The 23,827-nt window shown below is 55.6% G+C and carries 26 protein-coding genes; 15 read left to right on the forward strand and 11 right to left on the reverse strand.

From position 1 onward, the window contains the following. Positions 1 to 47: 47 nt before the first annotated feature. The 6 genes from ibaG to mlaF form a co-directional block, all read right to left on the reverse strand. Positions 48 to 302, reverse strand: a complete 255-nt coding sequence (ibaG, locus tag AA74_RS0113075) for a BolA family iron metabolism protein IbaG (RefSeq protein WP_008501458.1) — start codon at positions 300 to 302, stop codon at positions 48 to 50. A gap of 126 nt (positions 303 to 428) precedes the next feature. Continuing rightward, on the reverse strand, positions 429 to 722 hold the full coding sequence (mlaB, locus tag AA74_RS0113080) for a lipid asymmetry maintenance protein MlaB (RefSeq protein WP_025912552.1): 294 nt from the start codon (positions 720 to 722) through the stop codon (positions 429 to 431). Beyond that, the gene (gene mlaC / locus AA74_RS0113085) at positions 722 to 1,357 is read right to left on the reverse strand and encodes a phospholipid-binding protein MlaC (protein ID WP_021242263.1); all 636 of its coding nucleotides are present in this window, start codon (positions 1,355 to 1,357) and stop codon (positions 722 to 724) included. Before mlaC ends, mlaB begins: the two co-directional genes overlap by 1 nt. 18 nt (positions 1,358 to 1,375) lie before the next feature. Further along, a complete protein-coding gene (gene mlaD, locus AA74_RS0113090; protein ID WP_025912553.1) occupies positions 1,376 to 1,924 on the reverse strand; it encodes an outer membrane lipid asymmetry maintenance protein MlaD in 549 nt (182 codons plus the stop codon). 4 nt (positions 1,925 to 1,928) lie between these two features. Then, entirely contained in the window at positions 1,929 to 2,711 is a 783-nt protein-coding gene (mlaE, locus tag AA74_RS0113095) for a lipid asymmetry maintenance ABC transporter permease subunit MlaE (RefSeq protein ID WP_008501454.1), read from the reverse strand. Positions 2,712 to 2,718: 7 nt separating this feature from the next. After that, positions 2,719 to 3,531 carry a phospholipid ABC transporter ATP-binding protein MlaF gene (gene mlaF / locus AA74_RS0113100; RefSeq protein ID WP_008501452.1) on the reverse strand — a complete coding sequence of 271 codons (813 nt, stop codon included), beginning with the start codon at positions 3,529 to 3,531 and terminating at the stop codon, positions 2,719 to 2,721. 227 nt (positions 3,532 to 3,758) lie between these two features. Here mlaF and AA74_RS0113105 point away from each other — a divergent pair, with 227 nt between their 5' ends. The 11 genes from AA74_RS0113105 to npr all read left to right on the forward strand — a co-directional run bounded on the left by AA74_RS0113105 (position 3,759) and on the right by npr (position 11,678). Next, the gene (locus AA74_RS0113105; protein ID WP_025912554.1) at positions 3,759 to 4,736 is read left to right on the forward strand and encodes a calcium/sodium antiporter; all 978 of its coding nucleotides are present in this window, start codon (positions 3,759 to 3,761) and stop codon (positions 4,734 to 4,736) included. A 13-nt stretch (positions 4,737 to 4,749) separates the two neighbouring features. Beyond that, entirely contained in the window at positions 4,750 to 5,736 is a 987-nt protein-coding gene (gene kdsD, locus AA74_RS0113110; RefSeq protein WP_008501450.1) for an arabinose-5-phosphate isomerase KdsD, read from the forward strand. Positions 5,737 to 5,750: 14 nt separating this feature from the next. After that, entirely contained in the window at positions 5,751 to 6,317 is a 567-nt protein-coding gene (gene kdsC, locus AA74_RS0113115) for a 3-deoxy-manno-octulosonate-8-phosphatase KdsC (RefSeq protein ID WP_008501449.1), read from the forward strand. Next, positions 6,314 to 6,889 (forward strand): LPS export ABC transporter periplasmic protein LptC, encoded by a 576-nt coding sequence (gene lptC, locus AA74_RS0113120; protein ID WP_021242266.1) that lies wholly within the window; start codon positions 6,314 to 6,316, stop codon positions 6,887 to 6,889. The genes kdsC and lptC overlap by 4 nt, the downstream gene beginning before the upstream one ends. Then, complete coding sequence (gene lptA / locus AA74_RS0113125; RefSeq protein WP_008501447.1) at positions 6,858 to 7,412, forward strand: lipopolysaccharide ABC transporter substrate-binding protein LptA; 555 nt, start codon at positions 6,858 to 6,860, stop codon at positions 7,410 to 7,412. Before lptC ends, lptA begins: the two co-directional genes overlap by 32 nt. Positions 7,413 to 7,418: 6 nt before the next feature. Then, positions 7,419 to 8,144, forward strand: a complete 726-nt coding sequence (lptB, locus tag AA74_RS0113130) for an LPS export ABC transporter ATP-binding protein (protein ID WP_008501446.1) — start codon at positions 7,419 to 7,421, stop codon at positions 8,142 to 8,144. Between the two features lie 47 nt (positions 8,145 to 8,191). After that, positions 8,192 to 9,625: an RNA polymerase factor sigma-54 gene (rpoN, locus tag AA74_RS0113135; protein WP_025912555.1), complete on the forward strand. Its 1,434-nt coding sequence runs from the start codon at positions 8,192 to 8,194 to the stop codon at positions 9,623 to 9,625. A gap of 22 nt (positions 9,626 to 9,647) precedes the next feature. Then, a complete protein-coding gene (gene hpf, locus AA74_RS0113140; RefSeq protein WP_008501444.1) occupies positions 9,648 to 9,935 on the forward strand; it encodes a ribosome hibernation promoting factor in 288 nt (95 codons plus the stop codon). A gap of 82 nt (positions 9,936 to 10,017) precedes the next feature. Then, complete coding sequence (ptsN, locus tag AA74_RS0113145; RefSeq protein WP_008501443.1) at positions 10,018 to 10,509, forward strand: PTS IIA-like nitrogen regulatory protein PtsN; 492 nt, start codon at positions 10,018 to 10,020, stop codon at positions 10,507 to 10,509. A gap of 45 nt (positions 10,510 to 10,554) precedes the next feature. After that, positions 10,555 to 11,409: an RNase adapter RapZ gene (gene rapZ, locus AA74_RS0113150; protein WP_008501442.1), complete on the forward strand. Its 855-nt coding sequence runs from the start codon at positions 10,555 to 10,557 to the stop codon at positions 11,407 to 11,409. After that, positions 11,406 to 11,678: a PTS phosphocarrier protein NPr gene (gene npr / locus AA74_RS0113155; RefSeq protein WP_003861872.1), complete on the forward strand. Its 273-nt coding sequence runs from the start codon at positions 11,406 to 11,408 to the stop codon at positions 11,676 to 11,678. Before rapZ ends, npr begins: the two co-directional genes overlap by 4 nt. 41 nt (positions 11,679 to 11,719) lie before the next feature. Here npr and mtgA read toward each other — a convergent pair whose 3' ends face one another. From mtgA to lptF, 5 genes are all read right to left on the reverse strand, one after another. Then, positions 11,720 to 12,445: a monofunctional biosynthetic peptidoglycan transglycosylase gene (mtgA, locus tag AA74_RS0113160; RefSeq protein ID WP_023326169.1), complete on the reverse strand. Its 726-nt coding sequence runs from the start codon at positions 12,443 to 12,445 to the stop codon at positions 11,720 to 11,722. Then, positions 12,442 to 13,095, reverse strand: a complete 654-nt coding sequence (elbB, locus tag AA74_RS0113165) for an isoprenoid biosynthesis glyoxalase ElbB (protein ID WP_032653621.1) — start codon at positions 13,093 to 13,095, stop codon at positions 12,442 to 12,444. The genes mtgA and elbB overlap by 4 nt, the downstream gene beginning before the upstream one ends. Before the next feature lie 232 nt (positions 13,096 to 13,327). After that, positions 13,328 to 15,661 (reverse strand): aerobic respiration two-component sensor histidine kinase ArcB, encoded by a 2,334-nt coding sequence (gene arcB / locus AA74_RS0113170; protein WP_008501438.1) that lies wholly within the window; start codon positions 15,659 to 15,661, stop codon positions 13,328 to 13,330. Positions 15,662 to 15,796: 135 nt separating this feature from the next. Continuing rightward, complete coding sequence (gene lptG, locus AA74_RS0113175; protein ID WP_008501437.1) at positions 15,797 to 16,879, reverse strand: LPS export ABC transporter permease LptG; 1,083 nt, start codon at positions 16,877 to 16,879, stop codon at positions 15,797 to 15,799. Next, the gene (lptF, locus tag AA74_RS0113180; protein WP_023344989.1) at positions 16,879 to 17,979 is read right to left on the reverse strand and encodes an LPS export ABC transporter permease LptF; all 1,101 of its coding nucleotides are present in this window, start codon (positions 17,977 to 17,979) and stop codon (positions 16,879 to 16,881) included. Before lptF ends, lptG begins: the two co-directional genes overlap by 1 nt. 266 nt (positions 17,980 to 18,245) lie before the next feature. Here lptF and pepA point away from each other — a divergent pair, with 266 nt between their 5' ends. From pepA to AA74_RS0113200, 4 genes are all read left to right on the forward strand, one after another. Continuing rightward, the gene (gene pepA, locus AA74_RS0113185; RefSeq protein WP_008501434.1) at positions 18,246 to 19,757 is read left to right on the forward strand and encodes a leucyl aminopeptidase; all 1,512 of its coding nucleotides are present in this window, start codon (positions 18,246 to 18,248) and stop codon (positions 19,755 to 19,757) included. Between the two features lie 117 nt (positions 19,758 to 19,874). Then, on the forward strand, positions 19,875 to 20,318 hold the full coding sequence (gene holC, locus AA74_RS0113190) for a DNA polymerase III subunit chi (protein ID WP_025912557.1): 444 nt from the start codon (positions 19,875 to 19,877) through the stop codon (positions 20,316 to 20,318). Next, a complete protein-coding gene (locus AA74_RS0113195) occupies positions 20,318 to 23,173 on the forward strand; it encodes a valine--tRNA ligase (RefSeq protein WP_023294670.1) in 2,856 nt (951 codons plus the stop codon). The genes holC and AA74_RS0113195 overlap by 1 nt, the downstream gene beginning before the upstream one ends. Before the next feature lie 123 nt (positions 23,174 to 23,296). Continuing rightward, positions 23,297 to 23,800, forward strand: coding sequence for a GNAT family N-acetyltransferase (locus AA74_RS0113200; RefSeq protein WP_008502817.1), 504 nt, complete (start codon positions 23,297 to 23,299; stop codon positions 23,798 to 23,800). Positions 23,801 to 23,827 lie beyond the last annotated feature (27 nt).

A 23,827-nucleotide genomic window follows, 5' to 3' on the forward strand; every position in this document is an offset into this window, starting at 1 on the left:
GTGCTCTCTTATAAATTCAACCGTGCTGCGGGCCTGTCGCCCTCAGCTCAAAAACCGTTTAGTTTGCGATCGCGTGCCCACTCTTGCGGGGTGAACGCTTTAATCGACAGGGCGTGGATGCGGTTATCCGCAATATATTCCATCAGCGGCGCGTACACAGCCTGCTGTTTCTTCACACGGCTCATACCGTCGAACATCTCACCCACAGCAATAACCTGGAAGTGACTGCCATCGCCTGTGACGTGGGCTTCCTGAAGGGAGAGTGCATTCATCAGCACTGTCTGGATTTCATGATTTTCCATGGGCTCTTAATCATCTGATAGTGAAAACAAGCCCAACATCTTAGAGCAAAGTGGCGTCGTCTTAAACAAGCAAAAAGCCCCGACGATGAAACTGTCAGGGCTTTCGGAAGTAACGCACTGAAAATATTAACGAGGCAGTACGTCCTGAGGGAGATTGTAGAGCTGCGCCAGGGTCACGACATTCTCGCTCGCGCCGCGAAGCGTGACGCTCGCCCCCTGCTTTTTCCCCACCGCAACCAGATGGGCAAGCAGTGCAACGCCTGCCGTATCTACCCGCGTGACGTTGGTTAAGTCAATAACCGTCACGCCCTGCATGGCCTCATGGCGTTTATCCCATAAGGGGTTCAGCAGATCCTGATCCAGCTCACCGGACAGCTTTAATGTCTCGCCTTCACGCGACCAGCTGAGTTGCTGTGACATTACTTCTTCTCGTCCAGACTAATTTTCTGACGAGCGATGGACTGCAGCTGCGCGGTCAGGCCATCAATCCCCTTGGTGCGCAGCAGGTCGCTCCACTCGTTCTGTTTGGTGGTGATCATGCTTACGCCTTCGGCGATCATGTCATACGCCTGCCAGTGGCCGGTCTGGCTGTTTTTACGCCACTGGAAATCCAGACGCACCGGCGGACGGCCGTTAGGATCGTTGATCGTTACGCGAATAGGGACGATGGTCGCATCACCCAGCGGCTGCTCCGGGGCGATCTGATAGGTCTGACCGTGGTACATCGCCAGCGCCTGACCATACGCCTGCTTCAGGTATTCACGGAAAGCGGCAAAATAGGCCTCACGCTGAGCCGGGGTTGCGTCTTTGTAATAGCGGCCCAGCACCAGGGCTCCCGCATATTTGATCTGCACGTACGGCAGCAGCTCCTGGTCAACCACGTCACGCAGGTAATCAGGATTAGCACGAATCTTAGGCTGCTCGTTTTTAAGACGATCGAAGGTTTTCTTCGCGGCTTCGTCCATCAGTTTGTACGGGTTACTCTGATCCGCCGCGTGCACCGCGGTGAGAGGGGCAATAACCAGCATGGCAACCATTAACAGTCGTTTAAACATGAATGACTTCTCCTGATATTAATTCGTAGCACCTGGGGTCGGCGCAGCATTGGTATGGTCTTCACTCTGCGCAGGGGCATTGTCAGACTTTTTATCATCCCCTTTACTGTTGTAAAGGAACTGACCAATCATATCTTCCAGCACCATGGCGGACTTGGTGTCCTGGATCACGCTCCCGTCCTTAAGGATAGTCGTTCCCAGCTCGGGGTCTTCAAAACCGACGTTAAGCGCCAGATATTGTTCGCCCAGCAGACCGGAAGTCCGGATAGAAAGGGAGCTGGTGTCCGGAATGTGGTTGTAACGCTCTTCGATATCCATCGCGACACGTGGCAGATAGGTCTTCTCATCCAGCGTAATGTCAGATACGCGTCCGATCACCACGCCGCCAATACGGACCGGTGAACGCGCCTTCAGCCCGCCGATGTTATCGAAGGTGGCATAGATGCGATACGTCGGCTCGGTGCGCACAGACGTGATATCCGCCGCTCTCAGGCAGATAAACAGCGCGGCCAGCAGCGCCAGCAGCAGGAATACACCGACCCAAATTTCATTTTTTCTCGTTTGCATGAACTCAATTCCCAAACATCAGTGCGGTGAGCACAAAATCCAGACCCAGTACGGCCAGCGACGAATGAACGACTGTACGTGTAGTTGCGCGGCTAATGCCCGCCGACGTCGGGATGGCATCGTAACCATTGAACAATGCAATCCAGGTGACCGTAATGGCAAATACCACGCTCTTAATCAGGCAGTTAATCAGATCCATTCGCAGATCAATGGCGTCCTGCATGGCAGACCAGAAGAAACCGGCATCAATGCCTTTCCAGTGCACGCCAACCAGCGAACCGCCCCAGATCCCCACGGCGACAAACAGAATCGTCAGCAGCGGTAAAGAGATGACCCCGGCCCAGAAACGCGGCGAGATCACGCGACGCAGCGGATCGACCGCCATCATTTCCATGCTGGAGAGCTGCTCGGTCGCGCGCATCAGGCCAATTTCAGCCGTTAAGGCCGACCCCGCGCGCCCGGCGAAAAGCAGCGCCGCCACAACGGGCCCCAGTTCACGCAGCAGCGAGAGCGCCACCAGCATCCCGAGGCTGGTTTCCGCACTGTAGGTTGTCAGCACCAGGTAGCCCTGCAGACCCAGCACCATACCGATAAACAGACCGGAGACAATGATGATGAGCATCGACAGCACGCCGACGTTATAAAGCTGACGCACCAATAGCGGCGCGTGCTTGCGGAATTCCGGCTTGCCGACCAGCGCGTTGAATAACATCAATCCGGCACGCCCGAACGTCCTGATGGTTTTTATGCCACGGTGTCCGAGAGCGGCCAACGCATTTAACAGCATGAGTGGCTTAACTCCCTATTCCCAGTAAATCGTCACGATAGTCGCCCGCCGGGTAGCGGAACGGCACAGGGCCATCGGCAATACCGTCGAGGAACTGCCGCACGCGCGGATCGCAATTTTCCTGCAGCGCCTGGGCGCTACCGTGTGCGACGATCTTTTTGTCCGCTACGATGTAGGCGTAATCGGCAATGCTCAACACTTCAGGTACATCGTGAGACACCACAATGCAGGTGACGCCAAGCGCGCTGTTCAGCTCAGAGATGAGCTTCACCAGCACGCCCATCGTGATGGGATCCTGCCCGACAAACGGTTCGTCGAACATGATTAAATCAGGTTCTAATGCAATGGCTCGCGCCAGCGCGGCACGACGCGCCATCCCGCCGGACAGCTCCGAAGGCATCAGCTTCGCGGCGCCCCGCAGCCCGACGGCTTCTAGCTTCATCATCACCGTGCTTTTCAGCAGCGCAGGCGGCAGGCTGGTATGCTCGCGCAGCGGATAGGCAACGTTATCAAAGACGTTCATGTCGGTGAACAAAGCCCCCGACTGAAAGAGCATGCTCATGCGTTTGCGAACAGTATACAGGCGCGAGCGCGACATCTCCGGGATGTTTTCGCCGTCAAAGAGGATTTCACCGCTATCCGGTGGGATCTGCCCACCAATAAGGCGGAGCAGGGTCGTTTTACCGATCCCGGACGGCCCCATGATGGCAGTAATTTTGCCACGCGGCACGGTCAACGAAATATCATCAAATATCAATCTGTTGGCGCGAGAAAAACTCACCCCGCGGACATCGACTAAATTCGCCATGGTTTGGCTCATTTATGGTTCCTTTCTTATCCTGCTCACGTTAAGGCATGTAGCCTGAATCAGCCCTAAACTCCGCATTTTTACAGAATAATAACCGTAGAGGTTAGCGAAAGCTGGCATTTGTTTTACTTTTCCGGCGCATAAAGTCAAAATTAGGAATTCGTTACGCCTCAGACTGTATGCAGTCCAGCCATTCCCGAGCAATGGACCGACGAGTATACCTGAAGAAAGGACTTTTGATGCTTTTAGCAACAGCACTGTTAATAATTGGTTTACTGTTGGTGGTCTACAGTGCTGACCGTTTAGTGTTTGCTGCATCTATCCTGTGTCGCCTGAGTGGCGTACCGCCTGTTGTCATCGGGATGACTGTGGTCAGCGTAGGAACGTCGCTTCCTGAAATCATCGTCTCTGTCTCCGCCTCGCTGCATGGTCAGGTAGACCTGGCAGTCGGCACCGCCATTGGCTCTAACATCGTCAATATTTTATTGATTTTAGGCCTGGCCGCGCTGCTCCATCCTTTTCGCGTGCATTCTGATGTTCTGCGCCGTGAATTGCCGCTAATGTTACTCGTAAGCCTGCTGGCAGGGTGCGTATTTTACGATGGCGTACTGAGCTACTGCGACGGCATTTTCCTGCTGGCGCTGGCCGTTATTTGGCTGCTGTATAGTGTTAAGATCGCCCGTCTGGCTGAAAAGCAGGGTCAGGATAGCCTCACGCGCGAGCAGGTCGCCGAGCTTCCGCGAGAAGGCACGCTGCCTGTTGCCCTGCTCTGGCTGGGCGTCGCGCTGATCATCATGCCGATGGCAACGCGCATGGTCGTGGATAACGCGACGGTGCTGGCGAACTATTTTGCCATCAGCGAGCTGACTATAGGCCTGACGGTGATTGCCATCGGCACCAGCCTGCCGGAGCTGGCCACCGCCATTGCGGGTGCACGTAAAGGTGAGGATGACATTGCCATTGGTAATATCATCGGTTCTAACATTTTTAATATCGCCATTGTGATGGGACTGCCGGCCCTGATTTCGCCAGGGCCCTTTAATCCTCTGGCGTTCTCACGTGATTACGGCGTGATGTTGCTGGTCAGCGTGATTTTTGCCCTGCTCTGCTGGCGGCGGCAACGACAGATCGGCAAAGGCGCAGGCGCGCTGCTGACGGGTGGATTTATCGTATGGATGGCGATGCTGTACTGGCTCTCGCCTCTTCTCTCTGGGTAAACGGAAACGCATTATGTCGCAAATAGAATTGCAGCCGGGTTTTGACTTTCAGAAAGCAGGCAAAGACGTTCTGGAGATTGAACGTGAAGGTCTGGCGCAGTTAGATCAGTACATTAATCAGGATTTTAGTCTGGCATGTGAGAAGATATTCTACTGCGCCGGCAAAGTCGTGGTGATGGGGATGGGCAAGTCCGGTCACATTGGACGCAAAATGGCGGCAACCTTTGCCAGTACCGGCACCTCTTCCTTCTTTGTCCACCCGGGGGAAGCCGCGCACGGGGACCTGGGTATGGTCACGCCGCAGGATATCGTCATCGCGCTCTCCAACTCCGGTGAGTCCAATGAAATCCTGGCGCTCATCCCGGTCCTGAAGCGGCTGCAGGTGCCGCTGATTTGCATGACCAGCCGTCCGGAAAGCAGCATGGCGCGTGCAGCCGATATTCACCTGTGCGTGAAGGTTCCCAAGGAGGCCTGTCCGCTCGGTCTGGCGCCGACCTCCAGCACCACCGCTGCACTGGTCATGGGCGATGCGCTTGCCGTGGCGCTGCTTGAAGCCCGTGGCTTTACGCCGGAAGATTTCGCGCTTTCCCACCCGGGCGGCGCGCTGGGGCGCAAGCTCCTGCTGCGGGTAAACGATATTATGCACACCGGGGATGAGATCCCTCACGTCAGTAAAGAAGCCTCCCTGCGTGATGCGCTGCTGGAAATCACCCGCAAGAATCTGGGGATGACGGTCGTGTGCGACGATCTGATGAAAATTCAGGGGATCTTCACCGATGGCGACCTGCGTCGCGTGTTCGATATGGGTGTCGATGTCCGCACGCTCGGCATTGCCGACGTGATGACGCCGGGCGGTATCCGCGTGCGTCCGGGTACGCTGGCCGTGGATGTGCTGAACCTGATGCAGTCCCGCCATATCACCTCCGTTATGGTTGCCGATGGCGACCAGTTGCTGGGTGTGGTACATATGCATGATCTGCTGCGCGCAGGCGTAGTGTAATGAAGGATAAGACAATGAGTAATGCGGGTGCATCCCTTGCAACCTGTTATGGTCCGGTCAGTACGCAGATGATGGCAAAGGCGGAAAACATTCGTCTGCTCATCCTCGATGTGGATGGGGTTCTCTCCGACGGCCTGATTTACATGGGCAATAATGGTGAAGAGCTGAAGGCGTTTAACGTTCGCGACGGCTACGGTATCCGCTGTGCGCTCACCTCGGGGATTGAGGTGGCGATCATCACCGGACGAAACGCTAAACTGGTAGAAGACCGCTGTGAAACTTTAGGTATTACCCATCTGTATCAGGGTCAATCCGATAAGATGGCGGCGTTCAATGATTTACTGGGTAAACTGGCTATCGCACCGGAAAACGTGGCCTACGTCGGGGACGACCTGATTGACTGGCCGGTGATGGCTGAAGTTGGGCTGAGCATCGCCGTTGCCGATGCGCATCCGCTGCTGATCCCGCGCGCCGACTACGTTACCCACATCAACGGTGGCCGCGGCGCTGTCCGTGAAGTCTGCGATCTGCTTCTGCTGGCGCAGGGCAAGCTTGATGAGGCCAAAGGGCAATCGATATGAGTAAAACCAGACGTTGGATTATCATTTTGCTTTCGCTTGTCGCACTGGTATTGATTGGCGTGAACCTTGCCGATCGCGACGATACGCAAACGGAAGTGATCAACAATACCGATCCAACCTATAAAAGCGATCACAGCGACACCGTGGTCTACAGCCCGGAAGGCGCGCTGAACTATCGCCTGATTGCCCAGCATGTTGAATATTTTTCCGATGATGGCGTTTCATGGTTTACCCAACCTGTGATGACCACATTTGATAAAGACAAAGTGCCGACGTGGTCAATTAAGTCAGATCGGGCCAAACTGACAAATGACCGTATGCTTTATCTGTATGGCCACGTTGAAGTCAACGCCCTGACCGCTGACTCGCAACTGCGAAAAATTACGACGGATAATGCCCAGATCAACCTGGTAACCCAGGACGTGACGTCGCAGGATCTGGTCACACTGTATGGCACAACATTTAATTCCAGCGGTTTAAGAATGCGCGGGAACTTACGCAGCAAGAACGCCGAGCTGATTGAAAAGGTTAGAACCTCCTATGAAATTCAAAACAAACAAACTCAGCCTTAAAGTAATTATCGCCAGCGCGATGCTGGCGGCCAGTCTCCCCGCGCTTGCTGTAACGGGCGATACCGACCAGCCGATCCATATTGAGTCCGACACCCAGTCTCTCGATATGCAGGGTAACGTCGTCACCTTCACGGGTAACGTCGTCATGACTCAGGGCACCATCAAAATCAACGCCGACAAAGTAGTCGTGACCCGTCCGGGTGGCGAGCAGGGCAAAGAGATTATCGATGGCTATGGTAATCCGGCGACCTTCTACCAGATGCAGGACAACGGCAAGCCGGTGAAAGGCCGCGCTACGCACATGCACTATGAGCTGGCGAAGGATCTGGTCATCCTGACCGGGAATGCGTATCTGGAACAGCTGGACAGCAACATTACCGGCGACCAGATTACCTATCTGGTTAAAGAGCAAAAAATGCAGGCCTCCAGCGAGAAAGGCAAACGCGTGACCACCGTACTGGTTCCGTCGCAGCTGCAGGACAAAGGCAAGGGCCAGGCCCCGGCACAGAAGAAGAGTAACTAATTCGTTATGGCAACATTAACTGCAAAAAACCTCGCGAAGGCCTATAAGGGCCGCCGTGTCGTAGAAGATGTCAGTCTGACCGTCAACTCCGGCGAAATCGTGGGGCTGCTTGGCCCGAACGGTGCGGGTAAAACGACAACCTTCTACATGGTGGTGGGTATTGTGCCGCGCGATGCCGGCAACATTATCATTGACGATGAAGACATCAGTCTTCTGCCGTTGCACGCGCGCGCGCGTCGCGGGATCGGCTATCTGCCGCAGGAAGCCTCCATTTTCCGTCGTCTCAGCGTTTACGACAACCTGATGGCGGTCCTGCAAATTCGTAACGACCTGACCAACGAACAGCGTCAGGATCGTGCCAACGAGCTGATGGAAGAGTTCCACATTGAGCATCTGCGCGACAGCCTCGGTCAGGCACTCTCCGGGGGCGAACGCCGTCGCGTTGAGATTGCGCGTGCGCTGGCCGCAAACCCGAAATTTATCCTTCTGGATGAACCGTTTGCGGGCGTTGACCCCATCTCCGTTATCGACATTAAACGTATCATTGAGCACCTGCGCGACAGCGGGCTTGGCGTACTGATCACCGACCACAACGTGCGTGAAACGCTGGCCGTGTGTGAACGCGCCTATATTGTCAGCCAGGGCAATCTGATCGCCCACGGTACGCCGCAGCAGATCCTCGAAGACGATCATGTTAAGCGCGTCTATCTTGGGGAAGACTTCAGACTCTGATAGGGTAGAGGTAACGTAACGCCGAACCGGAGAAAAATGCTCTGAACATGAAGCAAGGTTTGCAATTAAGGCTCAGCCAACAACTGGCGATGACGCCGCAGCTACAGCAGGCAATTCGCCTGTTGCAACTGTCCACGTTAGAACTTCAGCAGGAGCTCCAGCAGGCGCTGGACAGTAACCCCCTGCTGGAACAAACCGATCTTCATGACGAGGTAGATACCCAGCAATCGCAGGATACTGAAGCGCTCGATACCGCGGATGCACTCGAACAAAAAGAGATGCCCGACGAGCTTCCGCTTGATGCCAGCTGGGATGAAATCTACACCGCCGGAACGCCTTCCGGTACGCGTGCAGACTACCAGGACGATGAGCTACCGGTCTATCAGGGCGAAACCACCCAGTCGCTGCAGGATTACCTGATGTGGCAGGTGGAACTCACCCCCTTCTCCGATACCGACCGCGCGATTGCCACGTCGATTGTCGATGCCGTTGACGACACCGGCTATTTGACCGTCACCCTCGACGATATACTGGAAAGCATGGGCGACGACGAGATTGAGCTTGAGGAAGTCGAAGCCGTTCTGAAGCGCATCCAGCGTTTCGATCCGGTAGGCGTAGCCGCAAAAGATCTGCGCGACTGCCTGCTGATTCAGCTTTCTCAGTTCAGTAAAGAGACGGCATGGCTCGAGGAGGCGCGCGCGATCATCAGCGATCATCTGGATCTGCTGGCGAACCACGATTTCCGCACCCTGATGCGCGTCACGCGCCTGAAAGAAGAGGTGCTGAAAGAAGCGGTGAATCTGATCCAGTCGCTCGATCCGCGCCCCGGCCAGTCGATCCAGACCAGCGAGCCCGAGTACGTGATCCCGGATGTGCTGGTCAGAAAACACAACGGCCGCTGGGTCGTTGAACTGAATTCAGACAGCATCCCTCGCCTGCAAATCAACCAGCAGTATGCCTCCATGTGCACCAGCGTGCGTAACGACGCCGACAATCAATATATTCGTAGCAATTTGCAAGAAGCGCGATGGCTGATCAAAAGTCTGGAGAGCCGAAATGATACGCTGCTACGCGTCAGCCGCTGTATTGTCGAACAGCAGCAGGCTTTCTTTGAGCAGGGCGAAGAGTATATGAAACCGATGGTGCTGGCGGATATCGCCCAGGCCGTCGAGATGCATGAATCAACCATTTCCCGTGTCACCACGCAGAAGTATCTGCACAGTCCACGCGGTATTTTTGAGCTTAAGTATTTCTTCTCCAGCCATGTGAATACCGAGGGCGGCGGCGAAGCGTCGTCAACGGCCATTCGTGCTCTGGTGAAGAAGTTGATCGCCGCGGAGAATCCCGCGAAGCCACTAAGCGACAGTAAGTTAACCACCATGCTGTCCGATCAGGGTATTATGGTGGCACGTCGTACTGTTGCGAAGTATCGAGAGTCTTTATCCATTCCGCCGTCCAACCAGCGTAAACAGCTGGTCTGACACAACCGATAAGGAAGACACTATGCAGCTCAACATCACTGGACAAAACGTCGAAATTACTGAGGCTTTACGCGACTTTGTGAACGCGAAGTTTGCAAAACTCGAGCAGTATTTCGAAAGGATCAATCAGGTCTACATTGTGTTGAAAGTGGAGAAAGTGACTCATATCTCGGATGCCACCCTGCATGTTAACGGGGGGGAACTGCATGCCAGTGCGGAAGGGCAAGACATGTACGCTGCTATCGACGGCTTGATTGATAAGCTTGCGCGACAGCTCAATAAACATAAAGATAAACTGAAACAACACTAATTGTCCGGGCAGTTAACGGGTGCAGGACGGCCTGTTGTGAAACACAACAGGCCATTTGTACAGTTAGCGCTTAGGTGAAATTATGATGAACAACGATTCCGCTCTTCAACTGAGCAATGTCCTTAACCAGGAATGTACCCGCAGTGCGGTTCACTGCCAGAGCAAAAAACGTGCGCTGGAAATCATCAGTGAACTGGCCGCAAAACAGCTGGGCCTGCCGCCGCAGGTGGTGTTCGAAGCGATTCTGACCCGTGAAAAGATGGGCAGTACCGGTATCGGCAACGGCATCGCAATCCCGCACGGCAAGCTGGAAGAGGACACCCTGCGTGCCGTCGGTGTGTTTGTGCAGCTTGAAACACCGATCGCCTTTGATGCCATTGATAACCAGCCCGTCGATCTCCTCTTCGCGCTGCTGGTGCCTGCTGACCAGACGAAAACCCATCTGCATACGCTGTCGCTGGTCGCCAAACGTCTGGCTGATAAAACCATTTGCCGTCGACTGCGCTCGGCTCAAAGTGATGAAGAGCTCTATCAAATTATCACCGAAGCAGAAGGCAATCAGGATGATGCATAACCAGGAGATGGCCTTCACATCTGTTGTCCTGAGGAGAAACGGAACATGGTGCTGATGATTGTCAGCGGTCGTTCAGGGTCGGGGAAATCCGTGGCTCTGCGCGCGCTGGAAGACATGGGTTTTTACTGCGTCGATAACCTGCCGGTCGTGTTGTTGCCCGACCTGGCCCGTACGCTTGCGGAGAGACAGACCTCGGCCGCCGTCAGTATCGACGTTCGTAACATGCCGGAATCGCCAGAGATCTTCGAGCAGGCAATGAGTAACCTGCCTGACACGTTCTCGCCTCAGCTGCTGTTCCTCGATGCAGACCGTAATACCCTGATTCGCCGCTACAGCGACACCCGTCGTTTGCACCCGCTTTCCAGTAAGAACCTCTCCCTGGAGAGCGCAATCGATGAAGAGAGCGATCTGCTGGAGCCGCTGCGTTCTCGCGCCGACCTGATTGTCGACACCTCTGAGATGTCCGTTCACGAGCTGGCAGAAATGCTGCGTACCCGCTTGCTGGGAAAACGCGAACGCGAACTGACGATGGTGTTCGAATCCTTTGGCTTCAAGCACGGTATCCCGATTGATGCGGATTATGTTTTCGACGTGCGCTTCCTGCCGAACCCGCACTGGGATCCGAAACTGCGTCCCATGACCGGTCTGGATAAACCCGTTGCGGCCTTCCTCGACAGGCACACAGAAGTTCACAATTTTATCTACCAGACGCGAAGCTACCTTGAGCTATGGTTACCTATGCTGGAGACAAACAATCGTAGCTATCTGACGGTAGCGATTGGCTGTACCGGCGGTAAACATCGTTCGGTCTACATCGCCGAACAGCTGGCCGACTACTTCCGCTCACGCGGAAAGAACGTTCAGTCCCGTCATCGCACGCTGGAAAAACGTAAAACATGACCGTAAAACAGACCGTTGAGATCACCAATAAGCTGGGCATGCATGCGCGCCCGGCGATGAAGCTGTTTGAGCTGATGCAGGGTTTCGATGCAGAAGTTCTGCTGCGGAATGACGAAGGTACCGAAGCGGAGGCGAACAGCGTCATTGCGCTGCTGATGCTGGATTCCGCCAAAGGGCGTCAGATTGAAGTCGAAGCCACCGGCCCCCAGGAAGAGGAAGCGCTGGCGGCGGTGATTGCGCTGTTTAACGCAGGGTTCGACGAAGATTAAGGTCTCTGCCCTTCAGGCGGGTGGCGCTGCGCTTACCCGCCCTACATAAGTTTGTTGCTCTCCATAAACCCTTCTCCTCCCAACTGACGCATCTGGCGCATAATCCACGCCTGACGGCTTCGCACGTACCCTGAGGGGGCACTGGCTTTAAAACGGATGGGATTAGGCAGAACAGCCGCGAGCAGCGCCGCCTCAGACATGCTCAGCTTGCTGGCGGGTTTATTAAAATAGCGTTGTGATGCAGCTTCGACACCAAATACCCCGTCGCCAAACTCGGCAACGTTGAGATACACGGTCAGAATGCGCTTTTTGCTCCAGACCGTTTCCATGCCCAGGGTGAGCCCCGCTTCCAGCCCCTTTCGCACCCAGCTGCGGCCGTCCCACAGAAACAGATTTTTGGCCGTCTGCTGCGACAACGTTGACGCGCCGCGCACGCGGTTTTCATGGCGTTCGTTATGGGCCAGCGCCTTCTCAATGGCCGCAACGTCGAACCCCCAGTGCTCCGGGAATTTCTGATCCTCCGCTGCGATGACCGCCAGCCCCATAAACGGAGAGATCTCGTCCATGCTTACCCAGTCAGAATGGGCAACATAGCCGAAATCGCCGCTGAGCCACGCGCCGAGCTGACGCTCAACCATCACGGCAGAGAACGGGACCGGCATAATGCTGAACACGGCCAGCCCGCCTCCCCAGAACACCGCCATGACGAGAACAATGCGTAGAAGAAGGCGTTTCACCCATGCGCCTGCGGAAAACGGACGCCTCATTCCGTCAGCACCAGCACGCGGGCGACCAGTTTTTCAATGCCCACGGCGGCTTCCGCGATATTCTTCGCCAGCATATACGCAGGCGTGGTGACAATCTTGTTATCTTCATCAACCACAATGTCATCCACCGGGCACGGAACGTGTTCGCCCCCCATTTCCTCGACGATCTCTGCGGTATCAATATCCGTCCCGATAGTCAGGCGCAGCGGGAAATCAAAAATTTTAGGCAACATCGCCGGTGCGATACAGATAAAGCCCAGCGGTTTCCCTGCCGCATGCATGGCCTGCGACAGCGCTTTGAGATGAGGATCAATCTGACACTCCGCGCCCTGCGCGGCAAAGGTACTGAGATTTTTGGCTGCGCCAAACCCACCCGGCACAATGAGCGCATCAAGCTCTGCAGGGTCTGCCTGAATAAGAGGATGGATGTCACCTCGCGCAATGCGCGCGGCTTCAATCAGCACGTTACGGGTTTCCGCCATCGGCTCACCGGTCAGATGGTTAATCACATCCGCCTGATTTTTGTCTGGCGCAAAACAAATCACCTCGGCTCCCTGCTTAGCCAGGGCCAGCAGCGTGATGACGGCTTCATGTATCTCAGAGCCATCGTAAACACCGCATCCGCTTAGCACGACACCAATCTTTTTCATCATGACAATCCTTTTCTGCAACTTGCTGAAGCACATTAATAATTTTGATTAAAACGCTATGCTTCACACATTTCACTGATTCATGTAACAAACCATTTAAGATTTGCTATCTTATCTGCGTGCGGCCTAAATTTTTCAGGCAGCGCCCTTTCAAAAATAACGTTTAAAAACAGGCGCAGCCACGATTTCCCTGGTGTTGGCGCAGTATTCGCGCACCCCGGTTAATCCGGGGTCATTTTTTTCTGGCGTCAACCCAGGCTTTTAGCACCGCCACATCGTTTTGCCATTCCTGTTTCATCTCTTCAACCCAATCACCCACGTTATCTTCCCATGCAGGTAAATCAGGCGACTGAATCTGTTGCCCCAACTGCTGCAGATGGCGTAAGCCAACCGAGCCGGCGGCACCTTTGATTTTATGTCCTTCTTCCACGATACCCTTCTGGTCACGGGCCGTCAGGTTTGATTCCAGCACGCTCAGATAGCCCGGCATCATTTTTTCGAACACCGCCAGACCGTCGGTAATCAGTTTCGGCCCCACCAGATCGATGTACTGCTCCAGCATCGCGGTATCGAGTATCGTTTGGGCTTTTGCGCTATCAACAGACGTCATGGTGCTCTCCTCTTCATCATGGGTATCCCAGAACTTTTTGATCATAGCGGTCAGAGCAGGCACCGCCAGCGGCTTGCTGAGTACATCGTCCATACCGGCATCGAGATACTCTTTTTTATCTTTCAGCACGTTCGCCGTCAGGGCAACCAGCGGCGGCAGTTCGTCGGCCGCGTACTGACGCGTCAACTCGCGCGAGATATCCAGCCCGGTCATATCCGGTAATTGAATATCCAGCAGAACAAGATCGTATTCGCCTGGTTTAAACATCTCCAGCGCGGCTTTACCGGTCATCGCGACATCCACGCTGTTGCCCAGTTTTTCCAGCACAGAGCGCGCCACAATTACGTTCAGCTCAATATCTTCCACCAGCAGGACGTGCAGGGCAGGCAGCGGCATATCGTCATTTTCAAAGGTATCCTCTACCTCTTCCGCCACCGCAGGGGCATGGACCGTCAGCGTGAAGGTTGACCCTTTGCCCGGCTGGCTGGCAACGGTGATATCGCCGCCCATACTCTTCGCCAGACGTTTAGAGACCGCCAGGCCAATGCCCGTACCGGTGGCCGGTTTCCCACCGTTGCTGTCCTTCACCTGATAGTACATGGCGAAGATTTTGTCCTGCTCCTCCAGCGGAATACCCATCCCGGAGTCTTCCACCTCGAAGTGCAGCATGTCCCCTTCGTCATAGCGGATACGCACCGCCACCTTACCTTTCTGGGTAAATTTCACCGCGTTGCTGATCAGGTTCCACAGGATCTGGCGCAGTCGCGTGCCGTCCGTCACCACTTTATGCGGCAGCGGCAGGGTTGGCTCCATGACAAAGCTCAGTCCCTTCTGCTGCGCCTGCAGACCAGAGAGGTTTTCCAGATCGGCAAGGAAGCTGGTGAAATCCACAGGCTGGTTATCAAGCTGAACTTTACGGCGCTCCATCTTATCCATATCAATAATATCGTTGAAGATATTACCCAGCGTGACCGCTGAAACATGGATAGTCTTGAGGTATTTTTCCTGCTCTGCGGTCAGATCGGTATCCAGCAGAATACGGCTCAACCCGACGATGCCGTTAAGCGGCGTGCGCAGCTCGTGGCTGATGGTGGAGATAAAGGTGGTCTTGTCGCGGCTGGCGCGCTCCAGGGCATCCTGATAGCGCTTACGCTCGGTAATATCGCGGCCAAAGCCCATCAGGCCGTGGCGTTTCCCCACGCGGTCATAGTAGGGTACCTTACGGATCTCAAAGCAGGCTTTGCGCCCGTCCGGGTAATCCAGCCACTGTTCATAGGTCAGCGAGACGTTATGACGGAAGACTTTTTCGTCGGTCTCCATGACCTTGGCCGCCGCCTCTTCAGAGTAAACGTCCTGCGGCTTCAGGTGTATCAGCTGCTTCTCGCTTTTCCCGGTGAGCAACTCCATCGCCCGGTTACAGCCGGAAAACTCTTTATCTTCATTACGGTAGAACACCAGATCCGGCGACGCATCCAGGAACGATCGCAGGAAAGAAGATTGCTGCTCAAGCTGGATCTGCGTGACCTCGCGCTCTTTCATTTCGATTTTCAGCTGCTCCAGGGTGGCCTGACGCTCGGCCTCCGCTTTCTCACGATCTGAAATCTCCTGATTCAGCTGCGCAATGTTGTCTTTGAGCTGGACGTTGAGCTTCAGGTCGCGCTCGCGCATCTCTTCCAGCTTATCCACCAGCTTAGACAAACGCTGACGGGACTCTTCCAGCTGTTCAACCACCACGGAAAGGAAATAGACCGCCCAGGGAGTAATAAGCAAGCCAAAGAAGATAGAGCGGATGACGTCGATACTCTCGACCTGACCATGCAGAACCATGGTAACCGCCATTTGCACGACAATGGCCAGAACGACCAGCGCCAGCGCAAGCAGCATGGAAAAACGCACCAGCCCAAGCTTCATCATCAGGTCGACGTAATACTGGGCAAGCATTCGAATTTGCTTCATAGAGGATCCCTTCACGACGTTATCGCTCAATAATACTCAAATTCGCGGCGGGACGTTGAAGGTTGTGAGAAAAAGTGCGGGGTGAAACAGGAGATTAGCCTCGCTCCCGGGTAACCGGAAGCGAGGCGAGGTCAATCAGGAGCGTTTCAACAGCAGCCAGAGACTGATCAGGAGGAAGCTGGCGCTTGGCAGCAGCGCACCGATAATCGGCGGAATGCCATAAACCAGCGTCAGCGGACCGAAGATCTGATCGAGCACGTAGAACACAAAGCCGAAGCTGATGCCGGTCACGACGCGGACCCCCATCGGCACGCTGCGCAACGGACCGAAGATAAACGACAGCGCCATCAGCATCATTACCGCCACGGACATCGGCTGGAAGATTTTGCTCCACATGTTGAGCTGATAGCGTCCCGCATCCTGTCCGCTCGACTTCAGGTATTTCACATAGTTGTGTAAACCGCTGATGGAGAGCGCGTCAGGATCCAGCGCCACGACGCCGAGCTTATCGGGCGTCAGGTTGGTTTTCCACGTACCGGTTACCGTCTGAGAACCCGTAATCTGTTTCGGATCGGTCAGGTCAGATTCATCAACCTGGGACAACCGCCACTGCTTATGTTCGGCGTCAAACTTCGCCGAAGAGGCGTGGCGAACGGACTGCAGACGGCGCTGGTCATCGAAAGCGTAGATGCTCACTCCGCCCAGTTCATCATTCCCCTTCACCCGTTCGATGTAGACGAAGTTTTTACCGTCTTTCGCCCATAAACCTTGCTGAGTCGAGAGCAGTGAGCCGCCGTACATCGCCTGAGCACGGTAGTTACGCGCCATCTGTTCGCCCTGCGGCGCGACCCACTCGCCAATCGCCATGGTCAACAGCACCAGGGGGATGGCGGTTTTCATTACCGACAGCGCGACCTGCATACGGGTAAAACCCGAAGCCTGCATAACGACCAGCTCACTGCGCTGCGCCAGCATCCCCAGCCCCAGCAGCGCCCCCAGCAGGGCCGCCATCGGGAAGAAGATCTGCACATCTTTCGGCACGCTGAGCAGGGTATACATCCCCGCGCCCAGCGCGTCATAGCTCCCCTGCCCGGCTTTTTTCAGCTGATCGACAAATTTGATAATGCCGGAGAGGGACACCAGCATGAACAACGTCATCATGATGGTGGTAAAAATGGTTTTACCGATATAGCGATCAAGAACGCCAAACGCCTGCATTAGATGGCTCCTTTACGCGAGAATCGGGCACGTATGCGGCGCACAGGCACCGTATCCCACAGGTTTAACCCCAGCGCCAGTAAGATGTACAGGCTGTTAACGAACCATGTCCAGACCATAGGGTCCAGCTTACCCTTCGCGCCGTTGGAACGAATCGAGGTTTGCAGCAGGAAATAGATCAGGTAAAGCAGCATCGCTGGCAGCATAGAGAGCACGCGTCCCTGACGCGGGTTCACCACGCTCAGCGGAACGACAATCAGCGCCATCATAAACACGGTGAAGACGAGCGTAACACGCCAGTGGAACTCAGCACGCGCTCGGTTGGTATCGGTATTCCAGAGGGTACGCATGTCCATTTGCTCGGTATCCGTTGGATCGAGCGCCACGGTCTGATGGCCGATAATGGCCTGATAGTTCTGGAAATCCGTAATGCGGAAGTCACGCAGCATCGCGGTGCCTTCGAAACGGGTGCCTTTGTTCAGCGTCACAACCTGAGAACCATCTTTGCGCTGAGCAAGCTGACCGGAGTCGGCAACCACCACAGAAGGACGCGCGTTACCTTTAGGACGCAGCTGCGCCAGGAAGACATCGTTGAATTTGCTGCCGTCAACGCTCTCAATAAACAGCACGGAGTTTCCGTCGGTTGCCTGCTGGAACTGTCCCTGGGCTAACGCCGCCATGCCGGGGTTGGCTTTCGCTTCGGCCAGCACTTCGTCCTGATGGCGAGAAGACAGAGGACCCGCCCACATCACATTCACCGCCGCAACGATACCCGTGAACAGCGCCAGTATCATGGCGGCTTTGACCAGCACCGCTTTGCTCAGGCCACAGGCATGCATCACCGTGATTTCACTCTCGGTGTAGAGTTTCCCAAGCGTCATGAGCAGGCCAAGGAAAAGACTTAGCGGCAGGATAAGCTGCGCCATTTCCGGGATCCCTAAACCAAGCAGGGAAAGCACCAGATTTGTTGGAATTTCGCCGTCAACGGCCGCACCGAGGATCTTAACCAGCTTCTGACAGAAAAAAATCAGCAGCAGGATGAAGAGGATCGCCAGTTGGCTTTTGAGCGTCTCCCGCACCAGATATCTTATGATTATCACTTTAAATACGCCCGTAAAAACCCGTCTCTTTGCTGGAAAATCGCTTGTTTCATGGCTTAAACGTCATTTATTCTCTTGAGTCGTCGAAATCATCGCTAAGATTAAAACATCCGGCGGATTCACGCTTCAGGACTTTTTCTGACGTGTCGAAACCGTAGTAACGTAAGATTAACACGAAGTCACCACAACAGCGGACATGAGTTACGAAAGGTTTCAATTCTATCCGTAGCCGCCGCCGTTGTCTTTAAGATTCAGGAGCGTAGTGCATGGAGTTCAGTGTAAAAAGCGGTAGCCCGGAGAAACAGCGGAGTGCCTGCATCGTTGTGGGCGTCTTTGAACCACGCCGACTCTCCCCGATCGCCGAACAACTCGATAAAATCAGTGACGGCTATATTAGCGCCCTGCTGCGCCGTGGCGAACTGGAAGGCAAACCTGGGCAGACGCTGTTACTGCACCATGTTCCGAACGTACTGTCAGAGCGCATTCTGCTGATTGGCTGCGGCAAAGAACGCGAGCTGGATGAACGTCAGTACAAGCAGGTGATTCAGAAAACCATCAATACGCTGAATGATACCGGTTCAATGGAAGCGGTATGCTTCCTGACCGAGCTGCACGTTAAAGGGCGTAACACCTACTGGAAAGTGCGTCAGGCAGTCGAAACGGCAAAAGAGAGTCTGTACAGCTTCGATCAGCTGAAGACCAATAAAAGCGAGCCGCGTCGTCCGCTGCGTAAAATGGTCTTTAACGTGCCAACCCGTCGCGAGCTGACCAGCGGCGAGCGCGCCATCCAGCACGGTCTGGCGATTGCCGCCGGTATTAAAGCGGCAAAAGATCTCGGCAACATGCCGCCGAACATCTGTAACGCCGCTTACCTCGCCTCTCAGGCGCGCCAGCTGGCCGACGCCTACAGCAAAAACGTGATTACCCGCGTCATCGGCGAACAGCAGATGAAAGAGCTGGGAATGCACTCTTACCTGGCGGTGGGTAACGGCTCTCAGAACGAATCCCTGATGTCGGTTATCGAGTACAAGGGCAACCCGGCCGAAGACGCGCGCCCTGTCGTGCTGGTCGGTAAAGGCCTGACCTTCGATTCCGGCGGTATCTCCATCAAGCCTGCCGAAGGCATGGATGAGATGAAATACGACATGTGCGGCGCGGCGGCGGTTTACGGCGTGATGCGCATGGTCGCGGAACTTCAGCTGCCGATCAACGTGATCGGGGTCCTGGCGGGCTGCGAAAACATGCCCGGCGGTCGCGCGTATCGCCCGGGTGACGTCCTGACCACCATGTCTGGCCAGACGGTAGAAGTGCTGAACACCGACGCCGAAGGCCGTCTGGTACTCTGTGACGTGTTGACCTACGTTGAGCGCTTCGAGCCAGAAGCGGTCATTGACGTCGCCACCCTGACCGGCGCCTGTGTGATTGCCCTTGGCCACCACATTACCGGCCTGATGTCGAACCACAACCCGCTGGCGCACGAGCTGATTAGCGCCTCGGAGCAGGCCGGTGACCGCGCATGGCGTCTGCCGCTGGGTGACGAATATCAGGAGCAGCTGGAGTCTAACTTCGCGGATATGGCGAACATTGGCGGACGTCCTGGCGGGGCGATCACCGCGGGATGCTTCCTGGCGCGCTTCACCCGCAAGTACAACTGGGCGCACCTGGATATCGCGGGCACCGCATGGCGCTCCGGTAAGGCAAAGGGCGCAACCGGTCGTCCGGTGGCGCTGCTGTCGCAGTTCCTGCTCAATCGTGCGGGTTTTAACGGCGACGAGTGATATAAAGTGCCGGGTGGCGGCTTCGCCTTACCCGGCCTACACGCCACTCAACCGTAGGCCGGGTAAGCGAAGCACCACCCGGCTTTGCATTTAAATCCACGACAAGAAGCCCCATATATGAAGAATGCAACGTTCTACCTTCTGGACAACGACACCCATCAGGAGGGCCTCAGCGCCGTCGAACAGCTGGTGTGTGAAATTGCCGCAGAACGTTGGCGCGCAGGCAAACGCGTGTTGATAGCCTGTGAAGATGAGCAGCAGGCGATTCGTCTCGATGAAGCGCTGTGGGCCCGCCCGCCTGAGAGCTTTGTTCCGCATAACCTGTCAGGCGAAGGGCCACGCGGCGGGGCGCCGGTGGAAATTGCCTGGCCGCAAAAGCGCAACAGCAGCGCGCGCGACATTCTGATTAGCCTGCGGATAGATTTTGCAGATTTTGCCACCGCTTTCACAGAAGTGGTAGACTTTGTCCCTTACGAAGAATCCTTGAAACAACTGGCGCGCGAACGCTATAAAGCGTACCGCCTGGCTGGTTTTAACCTGAATACGGCAACCTGGAAATAATGGAAAAGACATATAACCCACGCGATATCGAACAGCCGCTTTACGAGCACTGGGAACAGCAGGGCTATTTCAAGCCTAACGGCGACGAAAGCAAAGAGTCCTTCTGCATCATGATCCCGCCGCCGAACGTCACCGGCAGTTTGCATATGGGTCATGCTTTCCAGCAGACCATCATGGACACCATGATCCGCTACCAGCGCATGCAGGGCAAAAACACCCTGTGGCAGGCGGGGACTGACCACGCGGGTATCGCGACCCAGATGGTGGTTGAGCGTAAAATTGCCGCTGAAGAAGGGAAAACCCGCCACGACTACGGTCGCGACGCGTTCATCGACAAAATCTGGCAGTGGAAAGCGGAATCTGGCGGCACCATTACCCGTCAGATGCGCCGTCTCGGCAACTCCGTGGACTGGGAGCGCGAGCGCTTCACCATGGATGAAGGCCTTTCCAACGCCGTGAAAGAAGTCTTCGTCCGCCTGTACAAAGAAGACCTGATTTACCGCGGCAAACGCCTGGTTAACTGGGACCCGAAACTGCGCACCGCGATTTCCGATCTGGAAGTGGAAAACCGCGAGTCCAAGGGCTCCATGTGGCACATCCGCTATCCGCTGGCCGACGGCGCAAAAACCGCTGACGGTAAAGATTACCTGGTGGTCGCGACCACCCGTCCGGAAACCCTGCTGGGCGATACCGGTGTGGCCGTTAACCCGGAAGATCCGCGTTATAAAGATCTGATTGGCAAATTCGTGGTGCTGCCGCTGGTAAACCGCCGTATTCCGATTGTGGGCGACGAACACGCCGACATGGAAAAAGGCACCGGCTGCGTGAAAATCACCCCGGCGCACGACTTCAACGACTATGAAGTGGGCCGTCGTCACGCCCTGCCGATGATCAACATTCTGACCTTCGACGGCGATATCCGTGAAAGCGCAGAAGTGTACGACACCAAAGGCAACGAATCCGACGTCTATTCCAGCGACATCCCGGCTGAGTTCCAGAAGCTGGAACGTTTTGCCGCGCGTAAAGCCATCGTGGCTGCTGTTGACGCACTCGGCCTGCTGGAAGAGATCAAACCTCACGACCTGACCGTGCCATACGGCGACCGTGGTGGCGTGGTTATCGAGCCAATGCTGACCGACCAGTGGTACGTGCGTGCCGACGTGCTGGCGAAACCGGCAGTGGAAGCGGTTGAAAACGGCAGCATTCAGTTCGTGCCGAAGCAGTACGAAAACATGTACTTCTCCTGGATGCGCGATATTCAGGACTGGTGTATCTCCCGTCAGCTGTGGTGGGGTCACCGTATCCCGGCATGGTACGACAACGAAGGCAACGTGTACGTTGGCCGCAGCGAAGATGAAGTGCGCCAGGAAAACAACCTGAGCGCTGACGTTGCCCTGCGTCAGGACGAAGACGTGCTGGATACCTGGTTCTCCTCCGCGCTGTGGACCTTCTCCACCCTCGGCTGGCCAGAAAACACCGACGCGCTGCGTCAGTTCCACCCAACCAGCGTGATGGTGTCCGGCTTCGACATTATCTTCTTCTGGATTGCCCGCATGATCATGATGACCATGCACTTCATCAAAGACGAAGACGGCAAGCCGCAGGTTCCGTTCCATACCGTCTACATGACCGGTCTGATCCGCGACGACGAAGGCCAGAAGATGTCCAAATCCAAGGGTAACGTCATCGACCCGCTGGATATGGTTGATGGTATCTCTCTGGAAGAGCTGCTGGAAAAACGCACCGGCAACATGATGCAGCCGCAGCTGGCGGAGAAAATCCGCAAGCGCACCGAGAAACAGTTCCCGAACGGGATTGAGGCTCACGGTACCGACGCCCTGCGCTTCACCCTGGCAGCGCTGGCCTCGACCGGCCGTGACATCAACTGGGACATGAAGCGTCTGGAAGGTTACCGTAACTTCTGTAACAAGCTGTGGAACGCCAGCCGCTTTGTGCTGATGAACACCGAAGATCAGGATTGCGGCTTCAACGGCGGCGAGATGACCCTCTCCCTGGCCGACCGCTGGATCCTGGCGGAATTCAACCAGACCGTGAAAGCGTTCCGCGAGGCGCTGGACAGCTACCGCTTCGATATCGCGGCGGGCATTCTGTATGAATTCACCTGGAACCAGTTCTGTGACTGGTATCTGGAGCTGGCGAAGCCGGTCATGAACGGCGGCACTGAGGCGGAACTGCGCGGCACGCGCAACACGCTGATTACCGTTCTGGAAGGCCTGCTGCGCCTGGCGCATCCGGTTATTCCATTCATCACCGAGACCATCTGGCAGCGCGTGAAGGTGATTGCAGGCATCAACGCCGACACCATCATGCTGCAGCCGTTCCCGGCATTCGATGCGGCTAAGGTTGATGAAGCGGCGTCTGCGGATACCGAGTGGCTGAAGCAGGCGATCGTGGCGGTACGTAACATTCGTGCTGAAATGAACATCGCACCGGGCAAACCGCTGGAGCTGCTGCTGCGCGGCTGTAGCGAAGCGGCCGTTCGTCGCGTCACCGAGAACAACACCTTCCTGAAAACCATGGCGCGTCTGGAAAGCATCACCGTGCTGCCTGCTGATGACAAAGGTCCGGTTTCCGTGACCAAAATCATCGACGGCGCCGAGCTGCTGATCCCGATGGCGGGTCTGATCGACAAAGACGCTGAGCTGGCTCGTCTGGCGAAAGAAGTGGCGAAAGTCGACGTGGAAATTGGCAAAATCGAAAGCAAGCTGGCGAACGAAGGCTTTGTTGCCCGCGCGCCGGAAGCGGTCATCGCGAAAGAGCGTGAGCGTCTGGTTGCCTTCGCCGATGCGAAGACCAAGCTGATTGAGCAGCAGGCGGTTATCGCTGCCCTGTAATGCTTTTACCCCTTACGCTTCAGGGCGTAAGGGGTAACCTTCCTGAAAACTCCTCGCTTGCACTCCCCTTTCTGCGGTGCTATTAACAGCAGTTATGTGTCAATTTTTGTAATGAGTAATGCTATGAGCGTGATTACCCCCGTCGCGACGACGATGCGCCGGATCGCTGAGCAGGATAACCCGGCTATCGCCGCCGTTATTCGCACCGTTTCTGCCGAATATGGACTGACGGCTGACAAGGGCTACACGGTTGCCGACCCGAATCTGGACGCGCTTTTCCAGCTCTACAGCCAGCCTGGTCATGCCTACTGGGTCATCGAGCAGAACGGCCAGGTCGTGGGCGGCGGCGGCGTGGCGCCCCTCAGCTGCAGCGAGCCGGATATCTGCGAACTGCAGAAAATGTATTTCCTGCCAACGGCACGCGGACAAGGACTGGCAAAAAAGCTGGCGCTGATGGCGCTGGACCACGCGCGCAAGCAGGGTTTTACCCGCTGCTACCTTGAAACGACCGCCTTCCTCAAAGAGGCCATCGGCCTGTATGAACATCTGGGCTTTGAGCATATCGATGCGCCGCTGGGCTGTACCGGCCACGTTGATTGCGAAGTCAGAATGCTGAAAAGTCTGTAACTTTCGTTCCTGCCCTCTTCTGTTAAG

The organism is Enterobacter sp. 5-4 (assembly GCF_000612205.1).
Lineage (GTDB): Bacteria > Pseudomonadota > Gammaproteobacteria > Enterobacterales > Enterobacteriaceae > Enterobacter > Enterobacter roggenkampii.